Source organism: Streptomyces sp. SudanB52_2052, from assembly GCF_964272415.1.
Classification (GTDB): domain Bacteria; phylum Actinomycetota; class Actinomycetes; order Streptomycetales; family Streptomycetaceae; genus Streptomyces; species Streptomyces olindensis.
Genome location: NZ_OZ186796.1, coordinates 6,033,631 through 6,056,514, shown reverse-complemented (window position 1 = coordinate 6,056,514; position 22,884 = coordinate 6,033,631). Strand labels below are relative to the sequence as shown.

Here is a 22,884-nt window from a genome sequence, read left to right as displayed (position 1 = left end):
CTCAGCCCTTCCCCAGCAACAGTCGGGCCTCGCCGACGGTGATGACGGAACCGGTGACGAGTACGCCGCCGCCCGCGAACTCGCCCTCCTCCTCGGCCAGCGTGATCGCGGCCTCCAGCGCGTCGGGCAGCCGCGGCTCGACCTGGACGCGCTCCTCGCCGAACACCTCCACCGCGATGCCGGCGAGCTCGTCGGCGTCCATCGCGCGGTGGCTGGAGTTCTGCGTGACGACGACCTCGGCGAACACCGGCTCGAAGGCCTCCAGCAGCCCCCGCACGTTCTTGTCGCCGCTCGCGCCGACGACACCGATGAGGCGGCTGAACTGGAACGCCTCCCCGATCGCCTCGGCCGCCGCGCGGGCCCCCGCCGGGTTGTGGGCGGCGTCCAGCACGACCGTCGGCGACCGGCGCACGACCTCCAGTCGGCCCGGGGAGGCGACGGCGGCGAACGCCTTGCGGACCGTGTCCAGGTCCAGCGGGTCGGGCCGGTGCGCGCCGACGCCGAAGAACGCCTCGACTGCGGCGAGCGCGACGGCCGCGTTGTGCGCCTGGTGCGCGCCGTGCAGCGGCAGGTACACCTCCGGGTACTCGCCGCCGAGACCGCGCAGCGTCAGCAGCTGCCCGCCGACGGCCACCTGCCGGTCCACGACACCGAACTCCAGCCCCTCCCGGGCCACGGTCGCGTCCACCTCGACGGCCTTCTTCAGCAGCACCTGCGCCGCCTCGACCGGCTGCTGCGCCAGGATGACGGTCGCGCCCTGCTTGACGATGCCGGCCTTCTCCGTGGCGATCTCGGCGTGCGTGGAGCCGAGCCGGTCGGTGTGGTCGAGGTCGATGGGCGTGACGACGGCGACGTCCCCGTCGATCACGTTCGTGGCGTCCCAGGAGCCGCCCATGCCGACCTCGACGACGGCGACGTCCGCGGGGGCGTCGGCGAAGGCCGCGTACGCCATGCCGGTGAGCACCTCGAAGAAGGACAGCCGGTACTCCTGCGCCGCGTCGACCATCTCCACGTACGGCTTGATGTCCTGGTACGTCTCGATGAACCGCTCGGGTGAGATCGGGGCGCCGTCGAGGCTGATGCGCTCGGTGATCGACTGCACGTGCGGCGAGGTGTAGCGGCCGGTGCGCAGCTCGAAGGCGCCGAGCAGGGCCTCGATCATGCGGGCCGTGGAGGTCTTGCCGTTGGTGCCCGTGATGTGGATCGACGGGTATGACCGCTGCGGCTCGCCCAGCACGTCCATCAGCGCGGCGATGCGGCTGACGGAGGGCTCCAGCTTGGTCTCGCCCCAGCGGGTGGCGAGCTCCGCCTCGACCTCGCGCAGCGCCTTGTCCACCTCGGGGTCGGCGGGCCGGGTGGGGATGCCGGCCTCCGGGGGGCCGCCCTGGGTGCGCAGGGTGCGGCTGCCGGCTTCGATGACCGCGAGGTCGGGGTCGCGGGTGGTTTCCTCGGCGATGATCTCGTCGAAGGAGTCGAGGGGGTCGGGCTGGTCGTCGGCGTTGGGGTCTGGAGGGAGCTCGCTCACGGGGCCCAGTCTACGGAGCGGGGGTGACATCGGTCCGGGGTGGTTTCCGTCGTCGTGTTCGTGCGGGTTCATCGTGGCTTGTCGCGCCCACGCGGCGGAGCCGCACATCGAAACAGCCCCGCGCCCCTGAAAGCGCGTACGTGAGGCCCCGGCGCTGAGCAGCACCGGGGCCTCCACAACCCTACGAACGGGCTACGCCTGCGGCAGGCGTTCCAGCTGCGCCTGGATGCGGGCGATGTCCTCCTCCGCCTTGGTGAGGCGGGTGCGGATCTTGTCCACGACGTGGTCGGGGGCCTTCGACAGGAAGGCCTCGTTGCCGAGCTTCGCGTTCGCCTGGGCCTTCTCCTTCTCGGCCGCCGCGAGGTCCTTCGCGAGGCGCTTGCGCTCCGCCGCCACGTCGATCGTGCCGGAGAGGTCGAGGGCGACCTCCGCGCCGGCGACCGGGAGGGTCGCCGTGGCCGTGAAGCCGTCGCCCTCCGGCTGGAGGCGCAGCAGCTGCCGGATGGCCGCCTCGTGCGGCGCGAACGGCGTGCCGTCCAGGGTCAGCCGGGCCGGGACCCGCTGGCCGGGCTGGAGGCCCTGGTCGGCGCGGAAGCGGCGGACCTCGGTGATGACCGACTGGAGGCTCTCGATCTCGCGCTCGGCGTCGGCGTCCCGGAAGCCGCTGTCCTGCGGCCACTCGGCGATGACCACCGACTCACCGCCGGTCAGCGTCGTCCACAGCGTCTCGGTGACGAACGGGACCACCGGGTGCAGCAGCTTCAGCGTGACGTCGAGGACCTCGCCGAGGACGCGCTTGGAGACCTCGGCCGCCTCGCCGCCCGCCTGGAACGTCGTCTTGGACAGCTCGACGTACCAGTCGAAGACCTCGTCCCACGCGAAGTGGAACAGGGAGTCGGACAGCTTCGCGAACTGGTAGTCGTCGTAGTACGCGTCGACCTCGGCGACGACCGAGTTCAGGCGGGACAGGATCCAGCGGTCCGTCGAGGACATCCGCGACGGCTCGGGCAGCGGGCCCTCGACCGTCGCGCCGTTCATCAACGCGAAGCGCGTGGCGTTCCAGATCTTGTTGGCGAAGTTGCGGGAGCCCTGGACCCAGTCCTCGCCGATCGGGACGTCGACACCGGGGTTGGCACCCCGGGCGAGCGTGAAACGCAGGGCGTCGCTGCCGTACTTGTCCATCCAGTCCAGCGGGTTGACCGCGTTGCCGAAGGACTTCGACATCTTCTTGCCGAACTGGTCACGGACCATGCCGTGCAGGGCGATGGTGTGGAACGGCGGGGTGCCGTCCATCGCGTACAGGCCGAACATCATCATCCGGGCGACCCAGAAGAAGAGGATGTCGTAGCCGGTGACCAGGACGGAGTTCGGGTAGAACTTCGCGAGCGACTCCGTCTGCTCGGGCCAGCCGAGCGTGGAGAACGGCCACAGGCCCGAGGAGAACCAGGTGTCGAGGACGTCGGTGTCCTGACGCCAGCCCTCGCCGCTCGGCGGCTCCTCGTCGGGGCCGACGCAGACGACCTCGCCGTTCGGGCCGTACCAGACCGGGATGCGGTGCCCCCACCACAGCTGGCGCGAGATGCACCAGTCGTGGAGGTTGTCGACCCAGTCGAAGTAGCGCTTCTCCATCTCCTGCGGGTGGATCTTGACCCGGCCGTCGCGGACGGCGTCGCCGGCGGCCTTGGCCAGCGGGCCGACCTTGACCCACCACTGCATGGACAAGCGCGGCTCGATGGTGGTCTTGCAGCGCGAGCAGTGGCCGACGGAGTGGACGTAGGGCCGCTTCTCGGCGACGATCCGGCCCTCGGCGCGCAGCGCGGCGACGATCGCCGAGCGGGCCTCCAGCCGGTCCAGGCCCTGGAAGGGGCCGTGGGCGGTGATCACGGCGTGCTCGTCCATGATCGTCAGGGCCGGGAGGTCGTGCCGCTGGCCGATCTCGAAGTCGTTCGGGTCGTGCGCCGGGGTGACCTTGACGGCACCCGTGCCGAACTCGGGGTCGACGTGCTCGTCGGCCACGACCGGGATGGAACGGTCGGTCAGCGGCAGCTTGACCAGCTTGCCGACCAGGTGCTTGTAGCGCTCGTCCTCGGGGTGGACGGCGACGGCCGTGTCACCGAGCATCGTCTCGGCACGGGTGGTGGCGACGACGATGGTGTCGTCCCCGTCCCCGTACTTCATGGAGACGAGCTCGCCGTCGTCGTCCTGGTACTCGACCTCGATGTCCGAGATGGCGGTCAGGCACCGGGGGCACCAGTTGATGATGCGCTCGGCGCGGTAGATCAGCTCGTCGTCGTAGAGCCGCTTGAAGATGGTCTGGACGGCTTGGGAGAGGCCCTCGTCCATCGTGAAGCGCTCGCGCGACCAGGCGACGCCGTCGCCCAACCGCCGCATCTGGCCGCTGATCTGGCCGCCGGACTCGCCCTTCCACTGCCAGACCCGCTCGACGAAGGCCTCACGGCCCAGGTCGTGGCGGGACTTGCCCTCCTTGGCGAGTTCGCGCTCGACGACGTTCTGCGTGGCGATGCCGGCGTGGTCCATGCCCGGCTGCCACAGCGTTTCGTGGCCCTGCATCCGCTTACGGCGGGTCAGGGCGTCGATGAGGGTGTGCTCGAAGGCGTGCCCGAGGTGCAGGCTGCCCGTGACGTTCGGCGGCGGGATGACGATGGTGTACGGCGGTTTCTCGCTCTTCTCGTCCGCCTCGAAGTAACCCCGCTCTACCCAGCGCTCGTACAGCGGCCCCTCTACGTCGGCCGGCGCGTACTGGGTCGGCAGGTCGGTGCTGGGCGCTGGTGGCTGCTGCTGAGCGTTCTCGGTCACGGGGGTCAGTTTAGAGGTGTCACGACCCCGTCCCGAAACGCGTTTGTCTTGTAACGGCGGGGGCCCCGATGCCATGCACACGGCGGGTCTGCGCCAGGATGTCGGGAACACATAAGCATCTGGAGGGGAACCCAGAACATGAGCTACAACCAGCCGGGCCCGTACGGCGGGCAGCCCCAGCAGCCCGGGCCGTACGGCCAGCCGTCGCAGCAGCCGGGCCCGTACGGCCAGCCGCCGCAGGCGCCCCAGCCCGGCTACGGCTACCCCCAGCAGGCCCCTCCGGCCCAGCCCGGCTACGGCTACCCGCAGCAGGCCCCGCAGGGCGTCCCGCCCCAGCCGGGCCCCTACGGCCAGCAGCCGCAGCCGCCCTACGGCCAGGCCCCGTACGGCATGCCGCCCCAGCCCCCGGCTCCGGGCGGCGGCAAGAAGAAGACCGGCATCATCATCGGCGCGGTGGCGGTCGTCGCGGCGATCGGTGTGGGCGCGTACTTCGTGATCGGCGGAGGCGGCGGAGCGGGAGCCCTGGAGGACGACGGGCCGCACAAGCTGGCCACGCCGGCGAAGGTGCTGAGCGAGTACAACCGCGTGACCAAGGACGGGGCGTCCGCCGGCGACGACTCCACCAAGGAGCTGGAGAAGAGCGGCGTCAAGAATGGCAAGTCGGTGCTGGGCTCCTACTCCTCGGTGGACCCCACCAAGTACGACCCCTCGGACCCGTCCTCGGCCGCGACGCTGGCGACGGCCAAGAGCGTGCAGTTCTTCGGTGTCTACGGTGAGGTCGCCGACCCGGAGGCGGCCCTGGACACCTTCTTCGCCAACTTCAAGAAGTCGGCCGAGGAGGACTCCTCCAGCAGCGGCGGCAAGACCGAGCTGATCGGCGAGCCCGAGGAGGCCGACCTCGACGGCGCGGTCATGAAGTGCCAGGCGCTCAAGGGGCAGAACCTGATGACCAAGAAGGAGCAGACCAACTGGTTCTGCGCCTGGGCCGACTACAGCACGATCGCCGTCGTCTCCTCGGGTGACGCCACCAAGGACACCACCAAGGACGCGGCTGTCGACATCACCACCAAGCTCCGCCCGGAGATCCGAGTCAAGGCCTGACGACGCTCACCGGACAACCGGACAAGACGAAGGGCCCCGGTCGGCGACCGGGGCCCTTCCTTCATGTACGGGGTGTCACGTCTGCGGTGTCACGCCGTCTTCTGCTCGCCCGGCCCGCGCCCGCGCGCGTCCCGCGGGATCAGCGTCGGGTTGACGTTCGACTGGACGACGTCCGCCGTGATGACGACCCGGGCGACGTCCTTGCGGGACGGGACCTCGTACATCACGCCCTGGAGGACTTCCTCCATGATGGCGCGCAGGCCGCGCGCGCCCGTCTGGCGGAGGATGGCCTGGTCGGCGATGGCCTCCAGCGCCTCGCGCTCGAAGTCCAGCTCCACGCCGTCGAGTTCGAAGAGGCGCTGGTACTGCTTGACGAGCGCGTTGCGCGGCTCGACGAGGATCTGCAGCAGGGCCTCGCGGTCCAGGTTGTGGACGGAGGTGATGACGGGGAGGCGGCCGATGAACTCGGGGATCATGCCGAACTTGACCAGGTCCTCCGGCATGACCTCCTGGAACTGGTCCTTGGACTCCATCTCCCGCTTGGAGCGGATCTGCGCGCCGAAGCCGATGCCCTTGGCGCCTGCCCGGGCCTCGATGATCTTCTCCAGACCGGCGAAGGCACCGCCCACGATGAACAGCACGTTCGTCGTGTCGATCTGGATGAACTCCTGGTGGGGGTGCTTGCGGCCGCCCTGCGGCGGCACCGAGGCCGTGGTGCCCTCCAGGATCTTCAGCAGGGCCTGCTGGACGCCCTCGCCCGACACGTCGCGCGTGATGGAGGGGTTTTCACTCTTCCTCGCGACCTTGTCGATCTCGTCGATGTAGATGATCCCGGTCTCGGCCTTCTTGACGTCGTAGTCGGCGGCCTGGATCAGCTTGAGCAGGATGTTCTCGACGTCCTCGCCGACGTAGCCGGCCTCCGTGAGGGCCGTGGCGTCGGCGATCGCGAAGGGGACGTTCAGCATGCGCGCGAGGGTCTGCGCGAGGAGGGTCTTTCCGGAGCCCGTGGGGCCGAGGAGGAGGATGTTGGACTTCGCCAACTCGATGGCGTCGTCACGGCCGTTCGCCCCGCCGTTCTCACCGGCCTGGACGCGTTTGTAGTGGTTGTACACCGCGACCGAGAGGGCCTTCTTGGCGGCCTCCTGGCCGACCACGTACCCCTCGAGGAACTCGTAGATCTCGCGGGGCTTCGGGAGCTCCTCCCAGCGGACCTCGCTGGTCTCCGCCAGCTCTTCCTCGATGATCTCGTTGCAGAGGTCGATGCACTCGTCGCAGATGTACACACCGGGCCCTGCGATGAGCTTCTTGACCTGCTTCTGGCTCTTGCCGCAGAACGAGCACTTGAGCAGATCGCCGCCGTCACCGATGCGTGCCACGGTGTGCTTCCCCTTCGCCTGGGAGACTCCTGGACGTCGACGTCCAGCGGACTCCTGGTGCTGCCTTATGTCCGACGGTACCTTGCCGGGCCCCCCGTTCGGGCCCCCCTTGGCGCGGTTCGCTTTGACGTGAACCGAGCCAAACCGTGCCAAGGGGCGGCAGACGATACAGCCTCTCGCCTCAGCGAAGGCTCGAGTTGTCCATCTTCCGGGTGGTGATGATCTGGTCGATCAGGCCGTAGCTCAGCGCGTCCTCGGCCGTGAGGATCTTGTCGCGCTCGATGTCCTCGCGGATCTTCTCGATCGTCTGCGTGGAGTGCTTGGCCAGCATCTCCTCCAGCTGCGTACGCATCCGGAGGATCTCGTTCGCGGCGATCTCCAGGTCCGAGACCTGGCCGCGGCCGGTCTCGCTGTACGGCTGGTGGATCAGCACGCGGGCGTTCGGCAGGGCCATGCGCTTGCCCGGCGTGCCGGCGGCCAGCAGGACGGCGGCGGCGGAGGCCGCCTGGCCCATGCACACCGTCTGGATGTCCGGCTTCACGTACTGCATCGTGTCGTAGATCGCCGTGAGCGCCGTGAAGGAGCCGCCGGGGCTGTTGATGTAGACCGAGATGTCCCGGTCGGGGTCCATCGACTCCAGGCACAGCAGCTGCGCCATGACGTCATTGGCGGAGGCGTCGTCGATCTGGACGCCGAGGAAGATCACGCGCTCCTCGAAGAGCTTCGCGTACGGGTCGTACTCGCGGATGCCCTGGGAGGTGCGCTCGACGAAGCGCGGGATGACGTAGCGGGACTCGGCCTGCGGGCCGGTGTAGCGGCCCTGCGAGGCGTTCATGTCCTGCACGGCCTGCATACGGTCGTAGATCCCACTGCCGGGGAATGCGTTCACGGTGTCTCCTGAAAGGGGCTGAGGCGGTCGGCTGGGGCTGCTGGGGCGACCCCGGGCCTCCTGGGGCCCGGGCGGGGTCCTACGGGGCTCGTGGAGCCTCCTGGGACCTCTCAGGCCCCGGTGCCGCCGCCGCCCGGCATGCCGGCGGCCGTGGCGATCACGTCGTCGATGAGGCCGTACTCCTTGGCCTCGAAGGCGTCGAACCAGCGGTCGCGGTCCGAGTCGCGGGTGATCTGCTCGACCGTCTGGCCCGTGTGCTGGGCGGTGAGCTCGGCCATGCGCTTCTTGGTGTGCAGCAGCCGCTCGGCGTGGATCTTGATGTCCGAGGCCGAACCGGCGAGACCGGCGGAGGGCTGGTGGATCAGGATCTCGGCGTTCGGCAGCGCGAAGCGCTTGCCGGGGGTGCCCGCGCTGAGCAGGAACTGGCCCATCGAGGCCGCGAGGCCCATGGCGATCGTCACCACGTCGTTCTTGATGTACTGCATGGTGTCGTAGATCGCCATGCCGGCCGTGATCGAACCGCCGGGGCTGTTGATGTACAGGTAGATGTCCTTGTCCGGGTCGGAGGCAAGGAGCAGCAGCTGTGCGGTGATCTTGTTCGCGATGTCGTCGTCGACCGGCTGGCCGAGGAAGATGATCCGCTCGTTGAGCAGCCGGTTGTAGACCTGGTCGCCGAGGCCACCACCGATGGAAGGCTCGCCGGCGGCTGAAGGCATCAGATTCGTCACGTATCCACCTGCTCGTCTTACGACGGCGCCGGGCCGTCTCACGTGTTCCCTGCGGGGCGGGAGCCGTATCGGAGACTCCACTGCCCTGGTATTCATGGACCCTAACGCGCGGGTCCCTTCGGGGAATCCCGGAGATGGGAGTGTTCGCCGGGGGCGTAGCGCTGCGCGGCTGGGCCGGAGGCGGTTTCGGGCCGTGGGCGGATGCGGGGTGCGTCGTGGTTGCTCGCGCAGTTCCCCGCGCCCCTGGGGGTGCGCTGCCCCCGCTGGTGGCAAGAAGGCCCTGGGGCGTGCCCCAGGGCCTTCTCAGGAACTCGTCGCTGCCGGGGCTCAGCCCTCGGTCTTCTCCTCGGCGGACTCGGCCGGGGTCTCCTCGGCGGAGGCCTCGGTGGTCTCCTCGTCCTCTTCGTCGTCGAGGTCGATGATCTCGCCGTTGGTGTCCTTGACCGTGGCCTTCTCGACCACGACGGCCAGGGCCTTGCCGCGGGCGACCTCGCCGACCAGGAGCGGAACCTGGCCGCCCTCGACGACGGCCTGGGCGAACTGGTCGGGGGACATGCCGGAGGAGGCCGCGCGGCGCATGAGGTGCTCGGTGAGCTCCTCCTGGTTGACGTTCAGCTTCTCCTGCTTGACCAGCTCGTCGAGGACGAACTGGGTCTTGATGCCCTTGACCGCGGCCTCACGGGTCTCGGTCTCGAACTCCTCCTCGCTCTTGCCCTGGATCTCCAGGTACTTCGCGAGGTCGAGGCCCATCTGGCCGAGCTGGTGGTGCTCCAGGTTGTGCTTGCGGGTGTTGATCTCGTCCTCGAGCAGCTTCTCGGGGACGGGCACCTCGACGAGTTCCAGCAGCTTCTCCAGGACGCGCTCCTGGGCCTGCGTGGCCTGGTCGTACTGCTTCATGTTCTCCAGGCGCTTGCGGCTGTCGGCGCGCAGCTCCTCGAGGGTGTCGAACTCGGAGGCGAGCTGCGCGAACTCGTCGTCCAGCTCGGGGAGTTCACGCTTGGCGACCTGGGTGACCTTGACGGTGACCTCGGCCTCCTTGCCGGCCGCCGAGCCGCCCTTGAGCTCGGAGGTGAAGGTGGCCTCGCCACCGGCCTCCAGGCCCTTCACGGCGTCGTCGATGCCGTCCAGCAGCTCGCCGGAGCCGATGGTGTAGGAGACGCCGTTCGCGACGCCGTCCTCCAGGACCTCGCCGTCGACCTTGGCCTCCAGGTCGATCGTCACGACGTCGCCGTCCTCGGCGGCGCGCTCGACCGGGGCGGTGGAGGCGAAGCGCTCGCGCAGCTCCTCGACGGCCTTGTCGACGTCCTCGTCGGTGACCTCGACCGCGTCGACCTCGACCTCGATGCCGGAGAAGTCCGGGATCTCGATGGCCGGGCGGATGTCGACCTCGGCGGTGAAGTTCAGCGTCTCGCCGTCCTTCAGCTCCGTGATGTCGACCTCGGGCTGGCCCAGCGGGCTGAGCTCGGCCTCGTTGACCGCGTCGGTGTAGAACTTGGGAAGCGCGTCGTTGACGGCCTCCTCCAGCACGGCACCGCGGCCGAACCGCTGGTCGATGACCCGGGCCGGGACCTTGCCCTTGCGGAAGCCCTTCACCGTGACCTGCTGGTTGATCTTCTTGTACGCCGCGTCGAGGCTGTCCTTGAGCTCCTCGAAGGGCACCTCGACAGTGAGCCGAACCCGAGTCGGGTTCAGGGTCTCCACGGCGCTCTTCACGGTTCGGTCTCCTTGTGGCTGACTTCTTGGTTTCTGCCGGGGCCAGAGCGGCCCGGCGGATTTCGCCGCCCGGAGGACTTCAGACGATGAGACACACGGGCGTGCAGCTTGCATAGTAACGGCAGCGACTACACCGCCCAAAAGGCGATCACGCGAGTGACCGGGAGACGATCACGCGAGATGATCGGCTGGCTGGTCGGGGTGGCGGGATTTGAACCCACGGCCTTCCGCTCCCAAAGCGGACGCGCTACCAAGCTGCGCCACACCCCGTCTGGTGCGACACGTAGGGTACATGCCGACAGGCGGTGTGGCCGCCGCATTTCCACAGGGCCGGTGCCGCGTCGGCCGCGGCCGGAAATGCGGTGTGCGTCGGGCGGGCCCGACCCGCTACGATGCCTTCAGTGCCGCGGTCGCTCCGACCTGCGGCGCGTGCTGTGCGGGCGTAGCTCAATGGTAGAGCCCTAGTCTTCCAAACTAGCTACGCGGGTTCGATTCCCGTCGCCCGCTCCACACGGCTCAGGGCCAGGTCAGAGGATCATTCCTCGACCTGGCCCTGAGTGTTTCCGGGGGCTGCGTTCAGTCCGGCGTGTCCCCCGCGTGCCCCTCCGGCTCTGGATCTTGATTCCGCCTGGACTTGCGGCCCTTGTCGACCAAGTCGCTCAGGGCGTCGGCGATCAGCCGGTCACGGGCAGCGCTCGCGTGCTGATAGATCAGCGCGGCCCGGGCGGTGCTGTGGCCCATGCGCGCCATCAGCTCACGCGTACTCGCCCCCGTGGAGGCGGCCAGGGTGTTGCCCGTGTGCCGAAGATCATGGAAGTGCAGGCCCTTGATCCCGGCATCGCTGCACGCCTTGCGCCACAGCCGGTTGAAGTGGTTCCGGCGAGGAGTCGCCCCCTTGGCGCCGAGGAACACCCGGCCGTCGGCGCCGGGCTCGGCGTACCGCTCCAGATGGTCACGGATGTCCGGGATGATCGCGGCTGGGATCGACACGGTGCGCTTGCCCGCAGCGCTCTTGGGTGCCTTGATCTCGCGCTTCCCGTTGAACAGCTCGGCGACGGCCCGGCGGACACGTACGGCCCCGTGGTCGAGGTCGATGTCACGGCGGTGCAGCCCGATCAGCTCACCCCAGCGCAGCCCTAGGAAGCCTGCCATCAGCACGAGCGCCCGGTATCGGGGCTGCATGGCGTCGGCCAGGTCGTAGACCTCCTGCACAGTGGCGGTCGGCCGTTCGGGCGTGTGCACTGTGCTGGCGCCCTTGATCGTGCACGGGTTGCGCCTGATCATCTGGTCGGCGACAGCCGTGCCCATGATCGCGCGCAGCAGGGCGTAGGCCTTGGCAACCGTGGTCGGGCCGGTGCCGGAAGCGAGCTTGTCAGCGCGCCAGCGCCGCACGAGCGGGGGCGAGATCTCCACGACGTTGACACGCCCGAAGGCGGGGTCGAGGTGGTGCCGCAGGAGCGAGCCGTAGAGCTGCCGAGTCGTGGCAGTCAGCTCGCGTTCCTTGATCCATGCAGCGGCGTACTGGCCGAACGGCACCTTCCCGGCGTCCGGGTCGTGCCAGTCACCGCGCCGCAGCTCGGTCTGCTTGTCGGCAAGCCAGTCGTCCGCATCCTTCTTGGTGCGGAAGGTGTGGGGCGCAGGCCGAAGCTGCCCATCGGGGCCGAGGTAACGAGCCTGGTAGCGGCCGGACGGGAGCTTGCGGACCCGGCCGAAGTGCCGGCGCTTCCCTGCCATCAGGCAGCCACCCCCCGAAATGCACCGCGCCGACGCGGCTGCACCGTGTTGGCCTTGATGAACTCGCGAACCGCGCTCTCGGGGATCCGGACGTGACGGCCCACTTTCACATAGGTGATGCGGCGCTCCTCGATGAGGCGCCGGGGGAAGCGCACGGTCGTGCCGAGCAGCTCGGCGACCTGGTCGACGTTGAGGTACCGCTCATCCATGGTCGTGCTCTCCTTCCTGGCGCAGGTCAGCGAGGGCTTCCCGTGCTGTTTCGCGGTTCAGCCGGATGTCGCGCCGGATGGTGGCGGCGATCCAAGACTCGCCGGGTGTGTAGCCGTGCCCGGCATAGGTCCAGTGGGCGAGGGTCAGCGTGGTTGCCTCCGGGGAGTCGTCCGGGTCGGGCAGGCCGAGGGCCGCGCGCTGCTGGGCGGCCCGGTAGTCGGCGCGGGTCTGACGCAGGGCGCCGAGGGTGGTGGAGTAACGGCGGGACTTGGTGGAGAAGTGGCCCCGGAAGCCGAGCATGTGGGCCCAGTCCCGCAGCTTCCGATCCGGATAGAGCGGGTGCAGATCGAGGCAGGCCTCGATCAACCGGCGCGGGTGGTCGGGGACACCGAGGAGAACCGCGGCTTCCTTGTTGCCGATGCGCCGGTCCAAGGTGCCGGTGGTCTCAGCCGCCTTGGTCGCGTACTTGGCGAGGTACGACGCGACGGCTTGTTCGGTGATCTCCTCGCCCTCGTCGAAGGCCTTGATGGGGCGCACGTCGAGCTGCGTGCCCCATCGCAGGGTCCGGGCCGGTTGGTCACCAACAGGCGGCACGTCGACCTCGACTCGCGCAGCTGCGGCGCGGATCGAATCGGTCAGCAGGTCGAGCGTCGCCCAGGACGGGGGCGGGGTGCCGGGTCCCTCCGGCCCGTCGAAGCGAATCACCGCGTGGAAGTGGACAGCCCCGCGCTTCTGGTACTCGGCGACCTTGCCGAAAGACAGCCGGGACTGCTCCCGAGCGACCTGCTGAGTCAGTCCGGCCCGCTTGGCGATCTCCCTGCGCAGGTAGATCGTGAAGTACCGCCACAGCTCCGAGGCGTGGTTGTTCCACAGCACGGCGCCCGCGTAGTCGTACGCCGCCGGGTCGAGCGGTGTACCCAGCTCGGGGGCGTCCTCGGCGTGACGGGTGCCGCAGACGCAGGACCGGTTGCCGGGACGGTTGTGCACGGGGCCGAAGGACGGGGCGGTGAGGGTGGCGAAGACCCTGGGGTGATCGCGGACGGTGTGTGGGGTCCCCTTGTTCGGGTCACCGACGAGCCCGGCGCGGATGAGGTGGTAGGTGTCCCCGGCGTAGGTCCAGGCGCAGGCCGGGCAACGGGAAGCGCGCCGATTGCCGCAGGCGAGGCGGAGCGTGCCGCCCGGCTCCTGGTCGGTGCTGTACGCGTGGAGGACCTGGCCGGTCGCGCGGTCGAGGGTCTTGGTCGCTCCGACGAGGCGGATCGGGTCGGCGCAGCCGCCGGTGCGCTTGATCTGTTCTTGCCAGCGGTCGAAGTCGGCCGACCCGGCCACCCTCAGCACGTCGGAGAGGATGGCCGGGTCGAGACCCGCCAGCGTGGCGGTGTCGGTCACGCGATCACTTCCCGACCCGAGCGATCGAGGCCGGGACGGCGTGGCCGGTGCCCTGGCAGGCGTGGCAGACGACGCGGAGGAGGACGCGGGAACCGTCGCGGTGCCGCCCACCGGTGGTGATCGCGACGACACAGAAGCCATCGCAATGACGGCAGACCGGACGGTTCGGTGCGTGAAGCGGCATGATGAGTGGGCCCTTTCTGGTCGAGAGATCTGGAAGAGGTGGAGCCGTCCGGGGCGGCGGATACTTGGCGGTTGAGGCCGCCCCGGGGGGCGTTACTTGCCCAGCGCGCGTGAGGACCTCCGGCGCTTGGACGTGCGGCTGATCGTGTAGCTGATGCCGCAGGAAGCCGACAGGACCGAGACGATCGAAGCGGCGATGATCTGGCTGACGTAGGCGATCACCAGCAGGACCGCGACGGATCCGACGGTGATCACGAGGGTCAGAACGATGGGGCCGGTGTAGGAACGCGGGGCTTCCTGGACGATCACGACACGGCGCATGTCGGTCCCGGGCGGGAGCTGCCGGTACAGGTCGGCCGGGATGTGCCCGGCGCGGAGCTGTTCGTCAGGCAGACGCATGTCAGCTCTCCTCAGGCGGGGCAGCGGTGGGTGCGGGCGGCGAGTTCGGCCGCCGACCGGTTGCCGTGTTCGGTGGAGAACCCGCACTTCGGCGCGGTGCAGGCGGCGGCGTGCCGGGTCTGCCCCCGGCCGTTGTTGAAGGAGCCGACCTCAACGGGACCGATGCGGATCACGTCGAAGAAGCGGTTCGGACGTGCCATGGGTGGACCTCCTTGTTCGTCAGGCGAGTTGGGTGACGATCTGATCGGCGAGCGACTCGGGGACACCCAGTCGGGCGCGCAGGGTGGCGGAGTCGATGTCGGCCCCCGTGCGGGCACGGTGGTCGGTGGCGATCTTCCGGGCGTGGTCGACCAGGGCGGGAGGGACCGCCGGAGACGCTTGGGGCAGAGCCGGAGTGGGAGCAGGCGTGGAGAGTTGCTCGGTCTCATCGCCCGGAGCGGGCGTGCTGTCAGGTTCGGGTGCCGGGGCTGCGGGTGCCGGCGGAACCGGCGCACGGTCCTCGGCCGGGTCGGGCGCGGGTGAGTGGGCGAGCAGGGTCCCGCCCATGAAGGCCAAGGCGGGCCAGGCCGCGACCAGGATCCGGAGCCAGGCCGGGACGTGGGCCAGGTCGAGGAGCCCGGCGGTAGCGACGTTGGCGCCGAGCGAGGCCACCAGGGCGATCAGGAACCAACACCAGGCCAGCCGGGAGGGGCCGTCCGTGCGCAACCGGCGCCAGGCCGCGACCAGGAGCAGGTCGACGCTGACCGGGTAGGCCCAGGCCTTCCAGCCGTCCTGTCCGGCAGCGGCGGCCAGGTCGTGGAGGTGGGCGAAGGACAGCGCCCCGGCGATGACGGCCTGGACCAGGACAGCGTCAGGGCGGAGGGAGCGGGTCATGTGCCCATCTCCCTGGCTGGCGCCGGGCTGACCAGTGGGGGTGCATGCTCCGGCGCCGGGGCAGGGCGGACGGTCGGCCGGAACGGAGCCAGGAACGGCAGCACCGGAGTCAGGTCGGCGTACTGGCGGCACACGGCCACGACTTCCTCGGAGGACGTCTCGGGGGTGCGGATGCGAGACCAACCGCCAGAGGTGTCACCGGCCACGGCCACGCCCGGGCGGTCCGGGGCGATCGTTGTGGCAGCCATCACGGCGTCGGGGGCGATGTCGCCCAACCCCATCTCGGCCGTCTGCTTGTCGTTGACCCGGTGCACCACGCGGCCCGTGAGCTGGGCACGCAGCGCGGTCGCCCCCTTGCCGAGGTCGGAGCCGAAGCGCTGCCCGCAGACCTCCAGGAAGATCCCAACCGCACGAGCCATCTGACCCAGCCGGACCATCTGCATGACCGACCGGTCCCGACGTTCCTCATCCTTCTTCGAGGTCACCAGGAACAGCTCGGCCACCTCGTCGACCAGGACGACGAGTGGCACCGGCCGCACTTTCTGCGGGAGTTCCCACAGGTCAGAGGCCCCGTGATCGGCCAGCAGGTCGAAGCGCTCTTCCATTTCCCCTACCAGCGCATCCAGCAGGCTGGCGGCGTCGTCCGGGGTCGTGACCAGGGCGGACAGGCGGGGCGCGTAGCGGTTCTGCTCGACACCGCGCTTGCAGTCGATGCCGACCAGACCAACCGGCAGCCGGGCAAGACCCTTGATCAGGTTGCGCTGATACATGGACTTGCCGGACTGGTTCGCGCCCAGGGTCAGGGCCATGGGGACCTTGCGGTAGTCCCGCTCGAACACCGACCCGTCCTCCCGCAGGGCCACCGGCACCACGAGGTCACGAGGCTGCGCCGTGCGAGGGAGCCGGACGCGGTTGAGGACGTCGTAACCGGTCATCCGCAGCTCGACGTACCCCGGCTTGGTCTCCGCCACAGTCACCGATCGCACGCCCCAGGCGTGACGGAGTCGCTCGGAGGACGCGGCGATGTCAGCCGGTTCCAGGCCAGCCGGGAGCCGGAGCGAGACCGTCAGCCCGGTCGATGTGGGGCGGACCCGGCGGACCTTGGGCGGCACGGGCCGCACCTCGCTGCGGGCGACGTTCCGAGCCACGAAGGCCCGCAGGCGAGACGGCTGAACCGTCAGCCCGCAGACCTCCATCGTCGACCGGTACGTCCAGGTGAACCGGCCCCAGGTGACCGGCAGACCGACCAGCGACCAGTACACGCGCGGGGCGCGGACCTTCGCGTAGCCGAGTCCACCGGCACCGGCCGCCGCCGTGCCCAGCTCCAGCCAGACGGAGAGGTCAGCCATGGTCAGGCCGCCGGGGTGATCGCGACCGCGCGGAACGAGATGCCGTGGCGCTTCTGGCCGTTGAACTCGTTCTCCCAGTCACGGGCCCGCAGGCCGACGACCCTCACCGGCATTCCCGGGGTAAGGCCCTCGGGCAGGCCCGTCTCCGGAACGGTGACCTGGTAGAGGTTCCCCTCTCCTTCGTCGGAGACCAGCAGACCCACGGTCGAGAGAGCCACGTTGGGGTTGTCCCGGTCCATGGCCCGCTCACCGGTCTTCTTGTTCACGAGCTTCGGTTCCGGCGCGGTCGCCACGAACACCACAGCGGTCGAAGTGTCGATCTTGAACGACGGCATGAGTGCATCCCTTGCGCTCGGGAGGTCGCCGTGTGCGACCTCTCTAGACATCTCTATGGAACCGAACATCTCTAGAGACGTCAAGAAGGATGTCTAGAGAGGTTGCAGAAGGTCCATTGGGGCTACACGCAACAGGGCAGGCGTCCCGTACATGACCTAGGCTGTCTAGAGAAGACAGGAAGGAGGCTCCGGAATGACCAACACCGACGACGACCGTCGGCCGAAGTACCAGCGGATCGCGGACTCTCTGCGCGAGGCGATCCAGTCGGGTGAGTACGGTCCCGGTGATCGGCTTCCGGGGGAGAACGAGCTGATGGCCGCGCATGGCGTGGCACGCATGACTGCCCGCCAGGCCTTGAGTGTGCTCAAGGACGAAGGCGTCGCCGAGTCCCGCAAGGGCGCCGGCGTGTTCGTGCGATCCTTCCGCCCCCTGAGGCGCCGAGGCATCCAGCGACTTGCCCAGGAGCAGTGGGGCAGCGGTCGATCCATCTGGTCCGCCGACATCGAGGACCGCACCCTTGTGGTCGATCAGGTGACGGTGTCCGAGGAGGCCGCCCCGGAAGGCGTCGGTCAGGTCCTGGACCTGGCCGAGGGGGAGACCGTGTGCGTGCGGCGGCGGCGGTTCGTCCTGGACGGGAAGGCCGTTCTGCTCGCGACGAGTTATCTCCCCACGTCAGTGGTGGCGGGGTCGGCTATCACGCAGGAGGACACCGGGCCAGGCGGAACCTATGCACGTCTTGCCGAACTCGGCTACAAGCCAGTGCACTTCCGCGAAGAGATCCGCTCGCGCATGCCCACGAAGGCTGAAGCGGACCAGTTGAGCATCTCCGCAGGCACGCCCGTGATCCTCATCTGCCGCACCGCGTTCGCGGACGAGGGCCGCCCCGTCGAGATCAACGAGATGACGCTCGACGCCGCCTCGTACATCCTGGAGTACGACTTCGACGCGTGACGCGGCGCGGCTGTTACAGATTTCTCTACCTCATCAAGCCCCGGCTGCGCTCCGCTCCGCCGGGCGCGCTTCCCGGCTCCGCTCCGGGCGCCGCTCCTGCCTTCGGCCCGCTCCGCCCGGGCTGCGCCGACGCGCGCCCACATGTGAACAGGCCGGGTCAGGAGTCGAGAACCGCGGAGCGCGGGCAACGCTCAAAGCATGCCTCCGGCGGGGGCGCTCAGGCTCCGAGATGGCGGGGGCGCCCGCGAGTGCCGGCCGGAGTAGTGGCGTGCGCGGGGAGCTCCCATCCCGTCTGCCGTCGACCCAGGCAGAGCCGAGCAGACGCGGCCCCTGGCGTCCAGGTCGTTCGTACAGTGGCGCGCTCCACCTGGACGCCAGGAACCACGCCCGCTCCACGGTGTGTGGGTCGACGGCAGACGGGATGGGAGCTGGGGTGAGTGGTGGGTTGAGGTGGGGTGGTTGCTTGGCTACTCAGGCCATACGAGCTGCAAGTTCATCCAGACTGAGGAAGTAACGAGCGTGCGTCTGTAGCAGATCAGCACGACTCCTCGCACTCAGTACAACTACCTCGATGTTTGCATGATCGCGGTACCGCTTCTCAGCCTCAAAACGAGCGATGAAGGCGTCTCGCCGACGCTCATACTCCTGCTCATGCAGCAGATGACCAGCCGAGCGGTCATAGACGACGAGAACGTTAGTCATGAGGCAACGCTACCAAGATCACTCACCCTGAGACAGGTGTGATGTCGCTCATGAGCTCACGGAGGTCGGCCAGGCCCTTGCGAACCTCGCCCCACAACCGCCGCACCTCATTAGCTTCCCCTTGCTCTCCAGAGGACTCGTAAGCCTCCAGCGCGTCGATGAGGTCGCTCAGTGCGACAGCACTCACGACCATCGCTTCCCGAAGACGGTACGAAGCATCATAGATCTTCCTCTGATGATGCGACTCGTTCGCAGGCGCAGGGTCCAGGCTGTCCCACCAATGAACAGGAGGTTCCCCGTATCGGATCCCTCGTCCGATCAAGTCAGCCAGCTTCTCGAACATGTCGGCCCACTCATGCTGCCACCGCGTTCTGACCTGGACCTCGACGGGGACACCGTCCGGGTACACGATCACGTGCACCGCGCGATAGCCGTGACTCGGCTGAGCACGGCGATCTACGATCTTCGCTTCTCTCGGAGCCGAGCCGAACGCTTGAACAATCCGCTCAACCGCATCGTCTTGAGCTGTTCTGCCACCATCCAGGACGATCCGCATACCAGCTAGATCTTGGATGCTCTTAAGCCACGAGCCACCGTGTCTCGTCAGCTTCTCCAAGATCGTGCCTGTGTTCTTCACCCTGCTCGTGGGATCAAACCCGAGGCTTCGAGCTACCTCTAGAGCTGAGGCCAGTGTGTCGTCATACCCCAGTAGCAGCTCACTCAGTGCCGCAAGATCCGCATCACTCGGCTCATCGGCCTTGACCAGTCGCTCACCAAGACGAGTGATCTGCGACTTACTGAAAGGCAACGACATGCCAGAAGTATGCTCTAAACGCCCGCTCAAGGGCTGCCGAGTTCGGCGTCGAACCTCGAAGACCTCCAAATCGCGTTAGAGCGGCACAGGGGCATCCATGCCCTCCACGTGCCCGAACCAAGGGCACGAGACGGGGAACAGCGGGGAGTCGCAGTGATTGAGTCAGGAACGTGCAGCTCAGCGTCTCGCCAGGTCCTGCCGCACCCGTATACGCGATCTTCCAAACTAGCTACGCGGGTTCGATTCCCGTCGCCCGCTCCACACGGCTCAGGGCCAGGTCAGAGGATCATTCCTCGACCTGGCCCTGAGTGTTTCCAGGGGCTGCATTGAGGACCGGGCCCGGAGGGAAGGATGCAGTTGCGTACCGGCAGCGGCAGCTGGGGGGACTCTCATGATCGAGTTGGGCATCCTGTTCGGCCTGTTCCTGGTGACAGCGCTGGCTTTGATCTTCGTGCTCCTGCGGCGACGGAACGGCAGGACGGAGAACGCCGACGGGCTCCTCATAGAGCAGGAGCGGCGGTTACAGGCGCAGAGCGATCGAGTGACCTATGGAATCGGGGCAGCGAGCGGCCACTTGCCGACCGCGCACGATCCCTACCGCCGATAGTCCGGTTACCTGATCACGAGCCCCGGATTGGTTCTCAGCGGGTCGTGAGGGCGCGTGCGTCGACCGTGTAGACGGAGCGGACTCCGTACGGGACGTAGAGGGCGTCGCCGACGAGGACGGGCCGGGCGCCTCCGGTGGCGAACATGCTGTCGACGCGGCCGCCGTCGTCGCGGCCGGGGCGGGTGCCCTCCGGCTTGCCGGTGCGCGCGTTCAGGGCGGCGAGGCGGCCGCTGGGGGACGCCAGGTACACGTGGGTGGCGGAGGCGGCCGGGGGGCCCGGCTGCTCGACGGAGGAGTTCGCTTCCCACAGGGTCCGGCCGGTGTCCGGCGACACCGCGCGGATGCCTCCGCTCGCCGTCGTGAAGTACAGCGTGCCGCGCACCAGGTGTGCCTCAGCGTCCGCGGGCCGGGGCCGGGCGAGCCGGCGCACGGTGAGCACGTGCGAGGCGACGTCGATCAGGGTCAGCGGGCGGTCGGTGTCGAGGGTGTCCGCGAGGACCAGGCGCCCGTCGTGCTGGCCGAGCAGGTACGCGGTGCCCTCGACCCCGACGGTCCAGCGGGACTTTCCGGTGGCGGGGTCGATGCGCGCGACGGTGGTACGGCCGGTCTCCCCCTCGTCCGTGGGAGTCACGCAGACGAGGTAGGCGCGGCCGGCGGCGGCGTGCAGCAGGCAGTCCATGAGGTCCGGCTTCGGCCGCTTCCAGCGGACGTCGCCGGTGTCGGCGTCGAGCAGGGCGTACTGGTCGCCCCGGTCCCCGTAGAAGGTGACGACGCCCTCGGGGACCGCCACCGCCGCGCCCTGGGTGCTGTCGGGGACGGACGCGCTCTCGCCGGTGCCGGTGGGTGTCCGCCAGAGCATTTTGCCGGTGTCGGGGGCCAGGGCGTGGACCCGGTAGGTGGTCCGCGGGCCGTTCGGGGCGTTGCGGTCGTCGGCCTCGTAGGCGTAGACACGGCCGTCGCCGGTCCCGATGAGCGCGCCCTCGTCGCCGGAACCGCCCTCCGGCGTGGGGTCGACGGGTCTGGACCAGGTGGTGCGGCCGTCGGCGAGGGCGAAGCGGGTCGCCATCAGTTCGGCGCCCGCGCACACCAGGGACCGGTCGAGGGCGGCGCAGCCCGTGAGGGTGCTGTCGGGGCCGCCCAGGACGCGTTCGCTGCCCGCCGGGGCCGGTGCGGTGTTCGCCCAGGGCTTCCAGCCCCCGGGGAGGTCGCTGCTGCCGGAGGGGGCGGAGGAGGCGGGGTTCCCGTCGCGCGTCATGGTGAGGGCGCTTGCGATGACCGCGGTGAGGACGGTGATGACCGCTGCCGGGAGGAGCAGCAGACGGCGCGGGACGCGGCGACGCGGGCGCCCGGCCCTGAGCGGCGATGTCCCGGACGGGTCGTACGGCGGCACCCCGGCCCCGTCGCCCAGCGGCGTCCCGGCCGGGTCGGCCGGCTGTTCGTTCCGTTGCGTGGCTGTCGCGCCGGGCCGGTGACGCGGGTCCTCCCGTTCGGTGTCCCGCTCGGCCGGTGGCCGGAGCGGGGCCGCGTCCAGGTCGGTGGCGGGCGGGTCCGGCCAAGGGGCCGGGGCGGGGTCGGCCGGTGCGAAGTCGGGCCGCCGGGTGCCCGGGGTGTGATGGGGCAGGGCGGCGGTGGGAGGTGCGCCCTCGCGGAGGAGGGTGAACAGGTCGTCCGCCGTGGGGCGGGACTTCCGGTGCTTCTCCAGGCAGAGGCGGACTACGGGGAGCAGCTCGGCCGGGACGCCGGAGAGGTCCGGCTCGCCCTCGACGACGCGCAGGGCCGTCTCGTACGGGCTCGGGCTGTCGAAGGGGCCGCGGCGGGTGGCGGCGTAGGTGAGGACCGAGCCGAGGGAGAAGATGTCGGCGGCCGGGCCGACGTCCTGCGGGGAGGCGAACTGCTCCGGCGACATGAACGGCGGGGTGCCCATGACCCGGCCCGTCTGGGTGAGGGCGTCGGAGGCGGCGAACTCGGCGGCGCGGGAGATGCCGAAGTCGATGACGCGGGGGCCGTCCTCGGCGAGCATCACGTTGGCCGGCTTCAGGTCGCGGTGGACGACTCCGGCGCGGTGGATGTCGCGCAGCGCCTCGGTGAGCCCGGCGGCGACTTCGCGCAGGCGGGGCAGCGGGAGCGGGCCGTGTTCGCGGACGTGGGTGCCGAGGTCGGCGCCCGGTATGTAGAGCGTGGCCATCCAGGGGCGCGGGGCGTCGGCGTCCGCGTCCACGACCGGGGCCGTGAAGGCGCCGCTGACCCGGCGGGCGGCGGCCACCTCGCGGCGGAAGCGGGTGCGGAACTCGTCGTCGTCGGCGTACTGGCCGTGCACCACCTTGATCGCGAGGCGCCGACCGGAGGCGGAGCGGGCCAGGTAGACCACGCCCATGCCGCCGGAGCCGAGGCGGTCCTCGACGCGGTAGCCGCCCACCTCCGCGGGATCAGAGTCGCGCAGCGCCATCCCCGTACGTTCCCCCCGTCACGCACCGTCCTGTGGTCGGGGCGAGCGTATCCGCCCCTGCCGGGGCTCCCCGGCACGGGGGCGCACCCCTGCCGTCAGAAGCTGATGGAGTTGATGGTCTCCGCTATCGAGTTGAGGAACCGCTGGATGGACGGTGCCATGCCGGTCGAGGCGAGGAAGAAGCCGAAGAGGATGGCCACGATCGCCGGGCCCGCCTTGATGGAGCCGCCTCTCAGCAACACCACAAGGATGATCGCCAACAGCAGCACCACAGACAGTGAAATGGCCACAACTGATCACACCCTCGGTCGGTCCGCTCTCCCGGCCCGGCGATGCGACCCCGCGCACCCCCGCCAGAACCATCGTGCCACCAACGCGGCCGGGCTATGCGGCCGGTGACGCATCGACCGCACCACTGTCGTCCGGCGGCCGCGTGCGCCGCGGGTGTGCGGGGCCCGACGGCGGGGACTCGTACGGCAATTCGACGGACCACCCGCACAGGGAATTCGGTGGAATCGTTTCCGTCTCCACACAACGCGTTCGCAGCTATTTCGAATTGTTGCCACAGCCTCACCAACCACCCTGCGAACAGGGCCCGAAGACCGCGGAAGCGGACATTCCACCGGAGTCGCCTGCTGGTCTTATGCGTTGCTTAGTCCGGAAGTGTCATGACAAGAGGGGCGCACCTGAGGGGCACAATCCACTGGCGTACCTGTGTCGGTCATCACGTCGGCCGCGACGT

The 22,884-nt window shown here is 69.3% G+C and carries 21 protein-coding genes and 2 tRNA genes; 4 read left to right on the top strand and 19 right to left on the bottom strand.

Features of this window, described 5'->3' with window-relative positions:
* Position 1: 1 nt before the first annotated feature.
* Together folC and ACSUPV_RS27085 are read right to left on the bottom strand one after the other, a co-directional pair.
* Positions 2 to 1,525 (bottom strand): bifunctional tetrahydrofolate synthase/dihydrofolate synthase, encoded by a 1,524-nt coding sequence (gene folC / locus ACSUPV_RS27090; protein ID WP_359792219.1) that lies wholly within the window; start codon positions 1,523 to 1,525, stop codon positions 2 to 4.
* Between the two features lie 192 nt (positions 1,526 to 1,717).
* On the bottom strand, positions 1,718 to 4,342 hold the full coding sequence (locus tag ACSUPV_RS27085; RefSeq protein WP_436948745.1) for a valine--tRNA ligase: 2,625 nt from the start codon (positions 4,340 to 4,342) through the stop codon (positions 1,718 to 1,720).
* A 138-nt stretch (positions 4,343 to 4,480) separates the two neighbouring features.
* On the opposite strand from ACSUPV_RS27085, the gene ACSUPV_RS27080 reads away from it, so the two are divergent.
* Positions 4,481 to 5,443, top strand: a complete 963-nt coding sequence (locus ACSUPV_RS27080; RefSeq protein WP_436948744.1) for a hypothetical protein — start codon at positions 4,481 to 4,483, stop codon at positions 5,441 to 5,443.
* Between the two features lie 89 nt (positions 5,444 to 5,532).
* Here the strand turns inward: ACSUPV_RS27080 and clpX are convergent, their stop codons facing one another.
* From clpX to ACSUPV_RS27055, 5 genes are all read right to left on the bottom strand, one after another.
* Positions 5,533 to 6,819: an ATP-dependent Clp protease ATP-binding subunit ClpX gene (gene clpX / locus ACSUPV_RS27075; protein WP_031114127.1), complete on the bottom strand. Its 1,287-nt coding sequence runs from the start codon at positions 6,817 to 6,819 to the stop codon at positions 5,533 to 5,535.
* A 181-nt stretch (positions 6,820 to 7,000) separates the two neighbouring features.
* On the bottom strand, positions 7,001 to 7,708 hold the full coding sequence (locus ACSUPV_RS27070; RefSeq protein WP_031114128.1) for an ATP-dependent Clp protease proteolytic subunit: 708 nt from the start codon (positions 7,706 to 7,708) through the stop codon (positions 7,001 to 7,003).
* A 110-nt stretch (positions 7,709 to 7,818) separates the two neighbouring features.
* A complete protein-coding gene (locus ACSUPV_RS27065; RefSeq protein ID WP_031114129.1) occupies positions 7,819 to 8,424 on the bottom strand; it encodes an ATP-dependent Clp protease proteolytic subunit in 606 nt (201 codons plus the stop codon).
* Positions 8,425 to 8,763: 339 nt separating this feature from the next.
* Positions 8,764 to 10,149 (bottom strand): trigger factor, encoded by a 1,386-nt coding sequence (gene tig / locus ACSUPV_RS27060; RefSeq protein ID WP_031114131.1) that lies wholly within the window; start codon positions 10,147 to 10,149, stop codon positions 8,764 to 8,766.
* 193 nt (positions 10,150 to 10,342) lie between these two features.
* Positions 10,343 to 10,419, bottom strand: a tRNA-Pro gene (locus ACSUPV_RS27055).
* A 166-nt stretch (positions 10,420 to 10,585) separates the two neighbouring features.
* Here ACSUPV_RS27055 and ACSUPV_RS27050 point away from each other — a divergent pair.
* Positions 10,586 to 10,659 (top strand) — tRNA-Gly (locus ACSUPV_RS27050).
* Positions 10,660 to 10,725: 66 nt separating this feature from the next.
* Here ACSUPV_RS27050 and ACSUPV_RS27045 read toward each other — a convergent pair.
* The 8 genes from ACSUPV_RS27045 to ACSUPV_RS27010 form a co-directional block, all read right to left on the bottom strand.
* Positions 10,726 to 11,883 carry a tyrosine-type recombinase/integrase gene (locus ACSUPV_RS27045; RefSeq protein ID WP_436948743.1) on the bottom strand — a complete coding sequence of 386 codons (1,158 nt, stop codon included), beginning with the start codon at positions 11,881 to 11,883 and terminating at the stop codon, positions 10,726 to 10,728.
* Complete coding sequence (locus ACSUPV_RS27040) at positions 11,883 to 12,092, bottom strand: excisionase family DNA-binding protein (RefSeq protein ID WP_436948742.1); 210 nt, start codon at positions 12,090 to 12,092, stop codon at positions 11,883 to 11,885. The genes ACSUPV_RS27045 and ACSUPV_RS27040 overlap by 1 nt, the downstream gene beginning before the upstream one ends.
* Complete coding sequence (repSA, locus tag ACSUPV_RS27035; protein ID WP_436948741.1) at positions 12,085 to 13,482, bottom strand: replication initiator protein RepSA; 1,398 nt, start codon at positions 13,480 to 13,482, stop codon at positions 12,085 to 12,087. The genes ACSUPV_RS27040 and repSA overlap by 8 nt, the downstream gene beginning before the upstream one ends.
* Positions 13,483 to 13,758: 276 nt before the next feature.
* Positions 13,759 to 14,064, bottom strand: a complete 306-nt coding sequence (locus ACSUPV_RS27030) for a hypothetical protein (protein WP_436948740.1) — start codon at positions 14,062 to 14,064, stop codon at positions 13,759 to 13,761.
* A gap of 11 nt (positions 14,065 to 14,075) precedes the next feature.
* Positions 14,076 to 14,264, bottom strand: a complete 189-nt coding sequence (locus tag ACSUPV_RS27025; RefSeq protein ID WP_184593917.1) for a mobile element transfer protein — start codon at positions 14,262 to 14,264, stop codon at positions 14,076 to 14,078.
* 19 nt (positions 14,265 to 14,283) lie between these two features.
* Entirely contained in the window at positions 14,284 to 14,937 is a 654-nt protein-coding gene (locus ACSUPV_RS27020) for a DUF2637 domain-containing protein (protein ID WP_436948739.1), read from the bottom strand.
* Positions 14,934 to 16,286 carry an FtsK/SpoIIIE domain-containing protein gene (locus tag ACSUPV_RS27015; protein ID WP_436948738.1) on the bottom strand — a complete coding sequence of 451 codons (1,353 nt, stop codon included), beginning with the start codon at positions 16,284 to 16,286 and terminating at the stop codon, positions 14,934 to 14,936. The genes ACSUPV_RS27020 and ACSUPV_RS27015 overlap by 4 nt, the downstream gene beginning before the upstream one ends.
* A gap of 2 nt (positions 16,287 to 16,288) precedes the next feature.
* Positions 16,289 to 16,621 (bottom strand): SCO3933 family regulatory protein, encoded by a 333-nt coding sequence (locus ACSUPV_RS27010; RefSeq protein WP_356669302.1) that lies wholly within the window; start codon positions 16,619 to 16,621, stop codon positions 16,289 to 16,291.
* Positions 16,622 to 16,814: 193 nt separating this feature from the next.
* Between ACSUPV_RS27010 and ACSUPV_RS27005 the strand changes: the two genes are divergently transcribed.
* Positions 16,815 to 17,573, top strand: a complete 759-nt coding sequence (locus ACSUPV_RS27005; protein WP_356669298.1) for a GntR family transcriptional regulator — start codon at positions 16,815 to 16,817, stop codon at positions 17,571 to 17,573.
* A 471-nt stretch (positions 17,574 to 18,044) separates the two neighbouring features.
* On the opposite strand, the gene ACSUPV_RS27000 is transcribed toward ACSUPV_RS27005, so the two are convergent.
* Together ACSUPV_RS27000 and ACSUPV_RS26995 are read right to left on the bottom strand one after the other, a co-directional pair.
* A complete protein-coding gene (locus tag ACSUPV_RS27000) occupies positions 18,045 to 18,275 on the bottom strand; it encodes a hypothetical protein (RefSeq protein WP_436948737.1) in 231 nt (76 codons plus the stop codon).
* A gap of 22 nt (positions 18,276 to 18,297) precedes the next feature.
* Positions 18,298 to 19,089 carry a hypothetical protein gene (locus tag ACSUPV_RS26995; RefSeq protein ID WP_436948736.1) on the bottom strand — a complete coding sequence of 264 codons (792 nt, stop codon included), beginning with the start codon at positions 19,087 to 19,089 and terminating at the stop codon, positions 18,298 to 18,300.
* A 391-nt stretch (positions 19,090 to 19,480) separates the two neighbouring features.
* Between ACSUPV_RS26995 and ACSUPV_RS26990 the strand changes: the two genes are divergently transcribed.
* Positions 19,481 to 19,696: a hypothetical protein gene (locus ACSUPV_RS26990; RefSeq protein WP_436948735.1), complete on the top strand. Its 216-nt coding sequence runs from the start codon at positions 19,481 to 19,483 to the stop codon at positions 19,694 to 19,696.
* A gap of 34 nt (positions 19,697 to 19,730) precedes the next feature.
* Here the strand turns inward: ACSUPV_RS26990 and ACSUPV_RS26985 are convergent, their stop codons facing one another.
* Both ACSUPV_RS26985 and ACSUPV_RS26980 read right to left on the bottom strand, forming a co-directional pair.
* Positions 19,731 to 22,142, bottom strand: coding sequence for a protein kinase domain-containing protein (locus tag ACSUPV_RS26985; protein WP_436948734.1), 2,412 nt, complete (start codon positions 22,140 to 22,142; stop codon positions 19,731 to 19,733).
* Between the two features lie 95 nt (positions 22,143 to 22,237).
* Entirely contained in the window at positions 22,238 to 22,432 is a 195-nt protein-coding gene (locus tag ACSUPV_RS26980) for a hypothetical protein (RefSeq protein ID WP_031114136.1), read from the bottom strand.
* Between the last annotated feature and the right edge of the window lie 452 nt (positions 22,433 to 22,884).

Bases quoted from the DNA above. Each gene is read 5' to 3' on its own strand.
- ACSUPV_RS26995 (WP_436948736.1), bottom strand. From the start codon at position 19,089: ATGTCGTTGCCTTTCAGTAAGTCGCAGATCACTCGTCTTGGTGAGCGA.
- ACSUPV_RS27005 (WP_356669298.1), top strand. From the start codon at position 16,815: ATGACCAACACCGACGACGACCGTCGGCCGAAGTACCAGCGGATCGCG.
- ACSUPV_RS27040 (WP_436948742.1), bottom strand. From the start codon at position 12,092: ATGGATGAGCGGTACCTCAACGTCGACCAGGTCGCCGAGCTGCTCGGC.
- ACSUPV_RS26990 (WP_436948735.1), top strand. From the start codon at position 19,481: ATGATCGAGTTGGGCATCCTGTTCGGCCTGTTCCTGGTGACAGCGCTG.
- ACSUPV_RS27000 (WP_436948737.1), bottom strand. From the start codon at position 18,275: ATGACTAACGTTCTCGTCGTCTATGACCGCTCGGCTGGTCATCTGCTG.
- ACSUPV_RS27065 (WP_031114129.1), bottom strand. From the start codon at position 8,424: ATGCCTTCAGCCGCCGGCGAGCCTTCCATCGGTGGTGGCCTCGGCGAC.
- ACSUPV_RS27010 (WP_356669302.1), bottom strand. From the start codon at position 16,621: ATGCCGTCGTTCAAGATCGACACTTCGACCGCTGTGGTGTTCGTGGCG.
- ACSUPV_RS27030 (WP_436948740.1), bottom strand. From the start codon at position 14,064: ATGCGTCTGCCTGACGAACAGCTCCGCGCCGGGCACATCCCGGCCGAC.
- ACSUPV_RS27025 (WP_184593917.1), bottom strand. From the start codon at position 14,264: ATGGCACGTCCGAACCGCTTCTTCGACGTGATCCGCATCGGTCCCGTT.
- ACSUPV_RS27020 (WP_436948739.1), bottom strand. From the start codon at position 14,937: ATGACCCGCTCCCTCCGCCCTGACGCTGTCCTGGTCCAGGCCGTCATC.
- ACSUPV_RS26985 (WP_436948734.1), bottom strand. From the start codon at position 22,142: ATGGCGCTGCGCGACTCTGATCCCGCGGAGGTGGGCGGCTACCGCGTC.
- ACSUPV_RS27080 (WP_436948744.1), top strand. From the start codon at position 4,481: ATGAGCTACAACCAGCCGGGCCCGTACGGCGGGCAGCCCCAGCAGCCC.
- ACSUPV_RS27045 (WP_436948743.1), bottom strand. From the start codon at position 11,883: ATGGCAGGGAAGCGCCGGCACTTCGGCCGGGTCCGCAAGCTCCCGTCC.
- ACSUPV_RS27015 (WP_436948738.1), bottom strand. From the start codon at position 16,286: ATGGCTGACCTCTCCGTCTGGCTGGAGCTGGGCACGGCGGCGGCCGGT.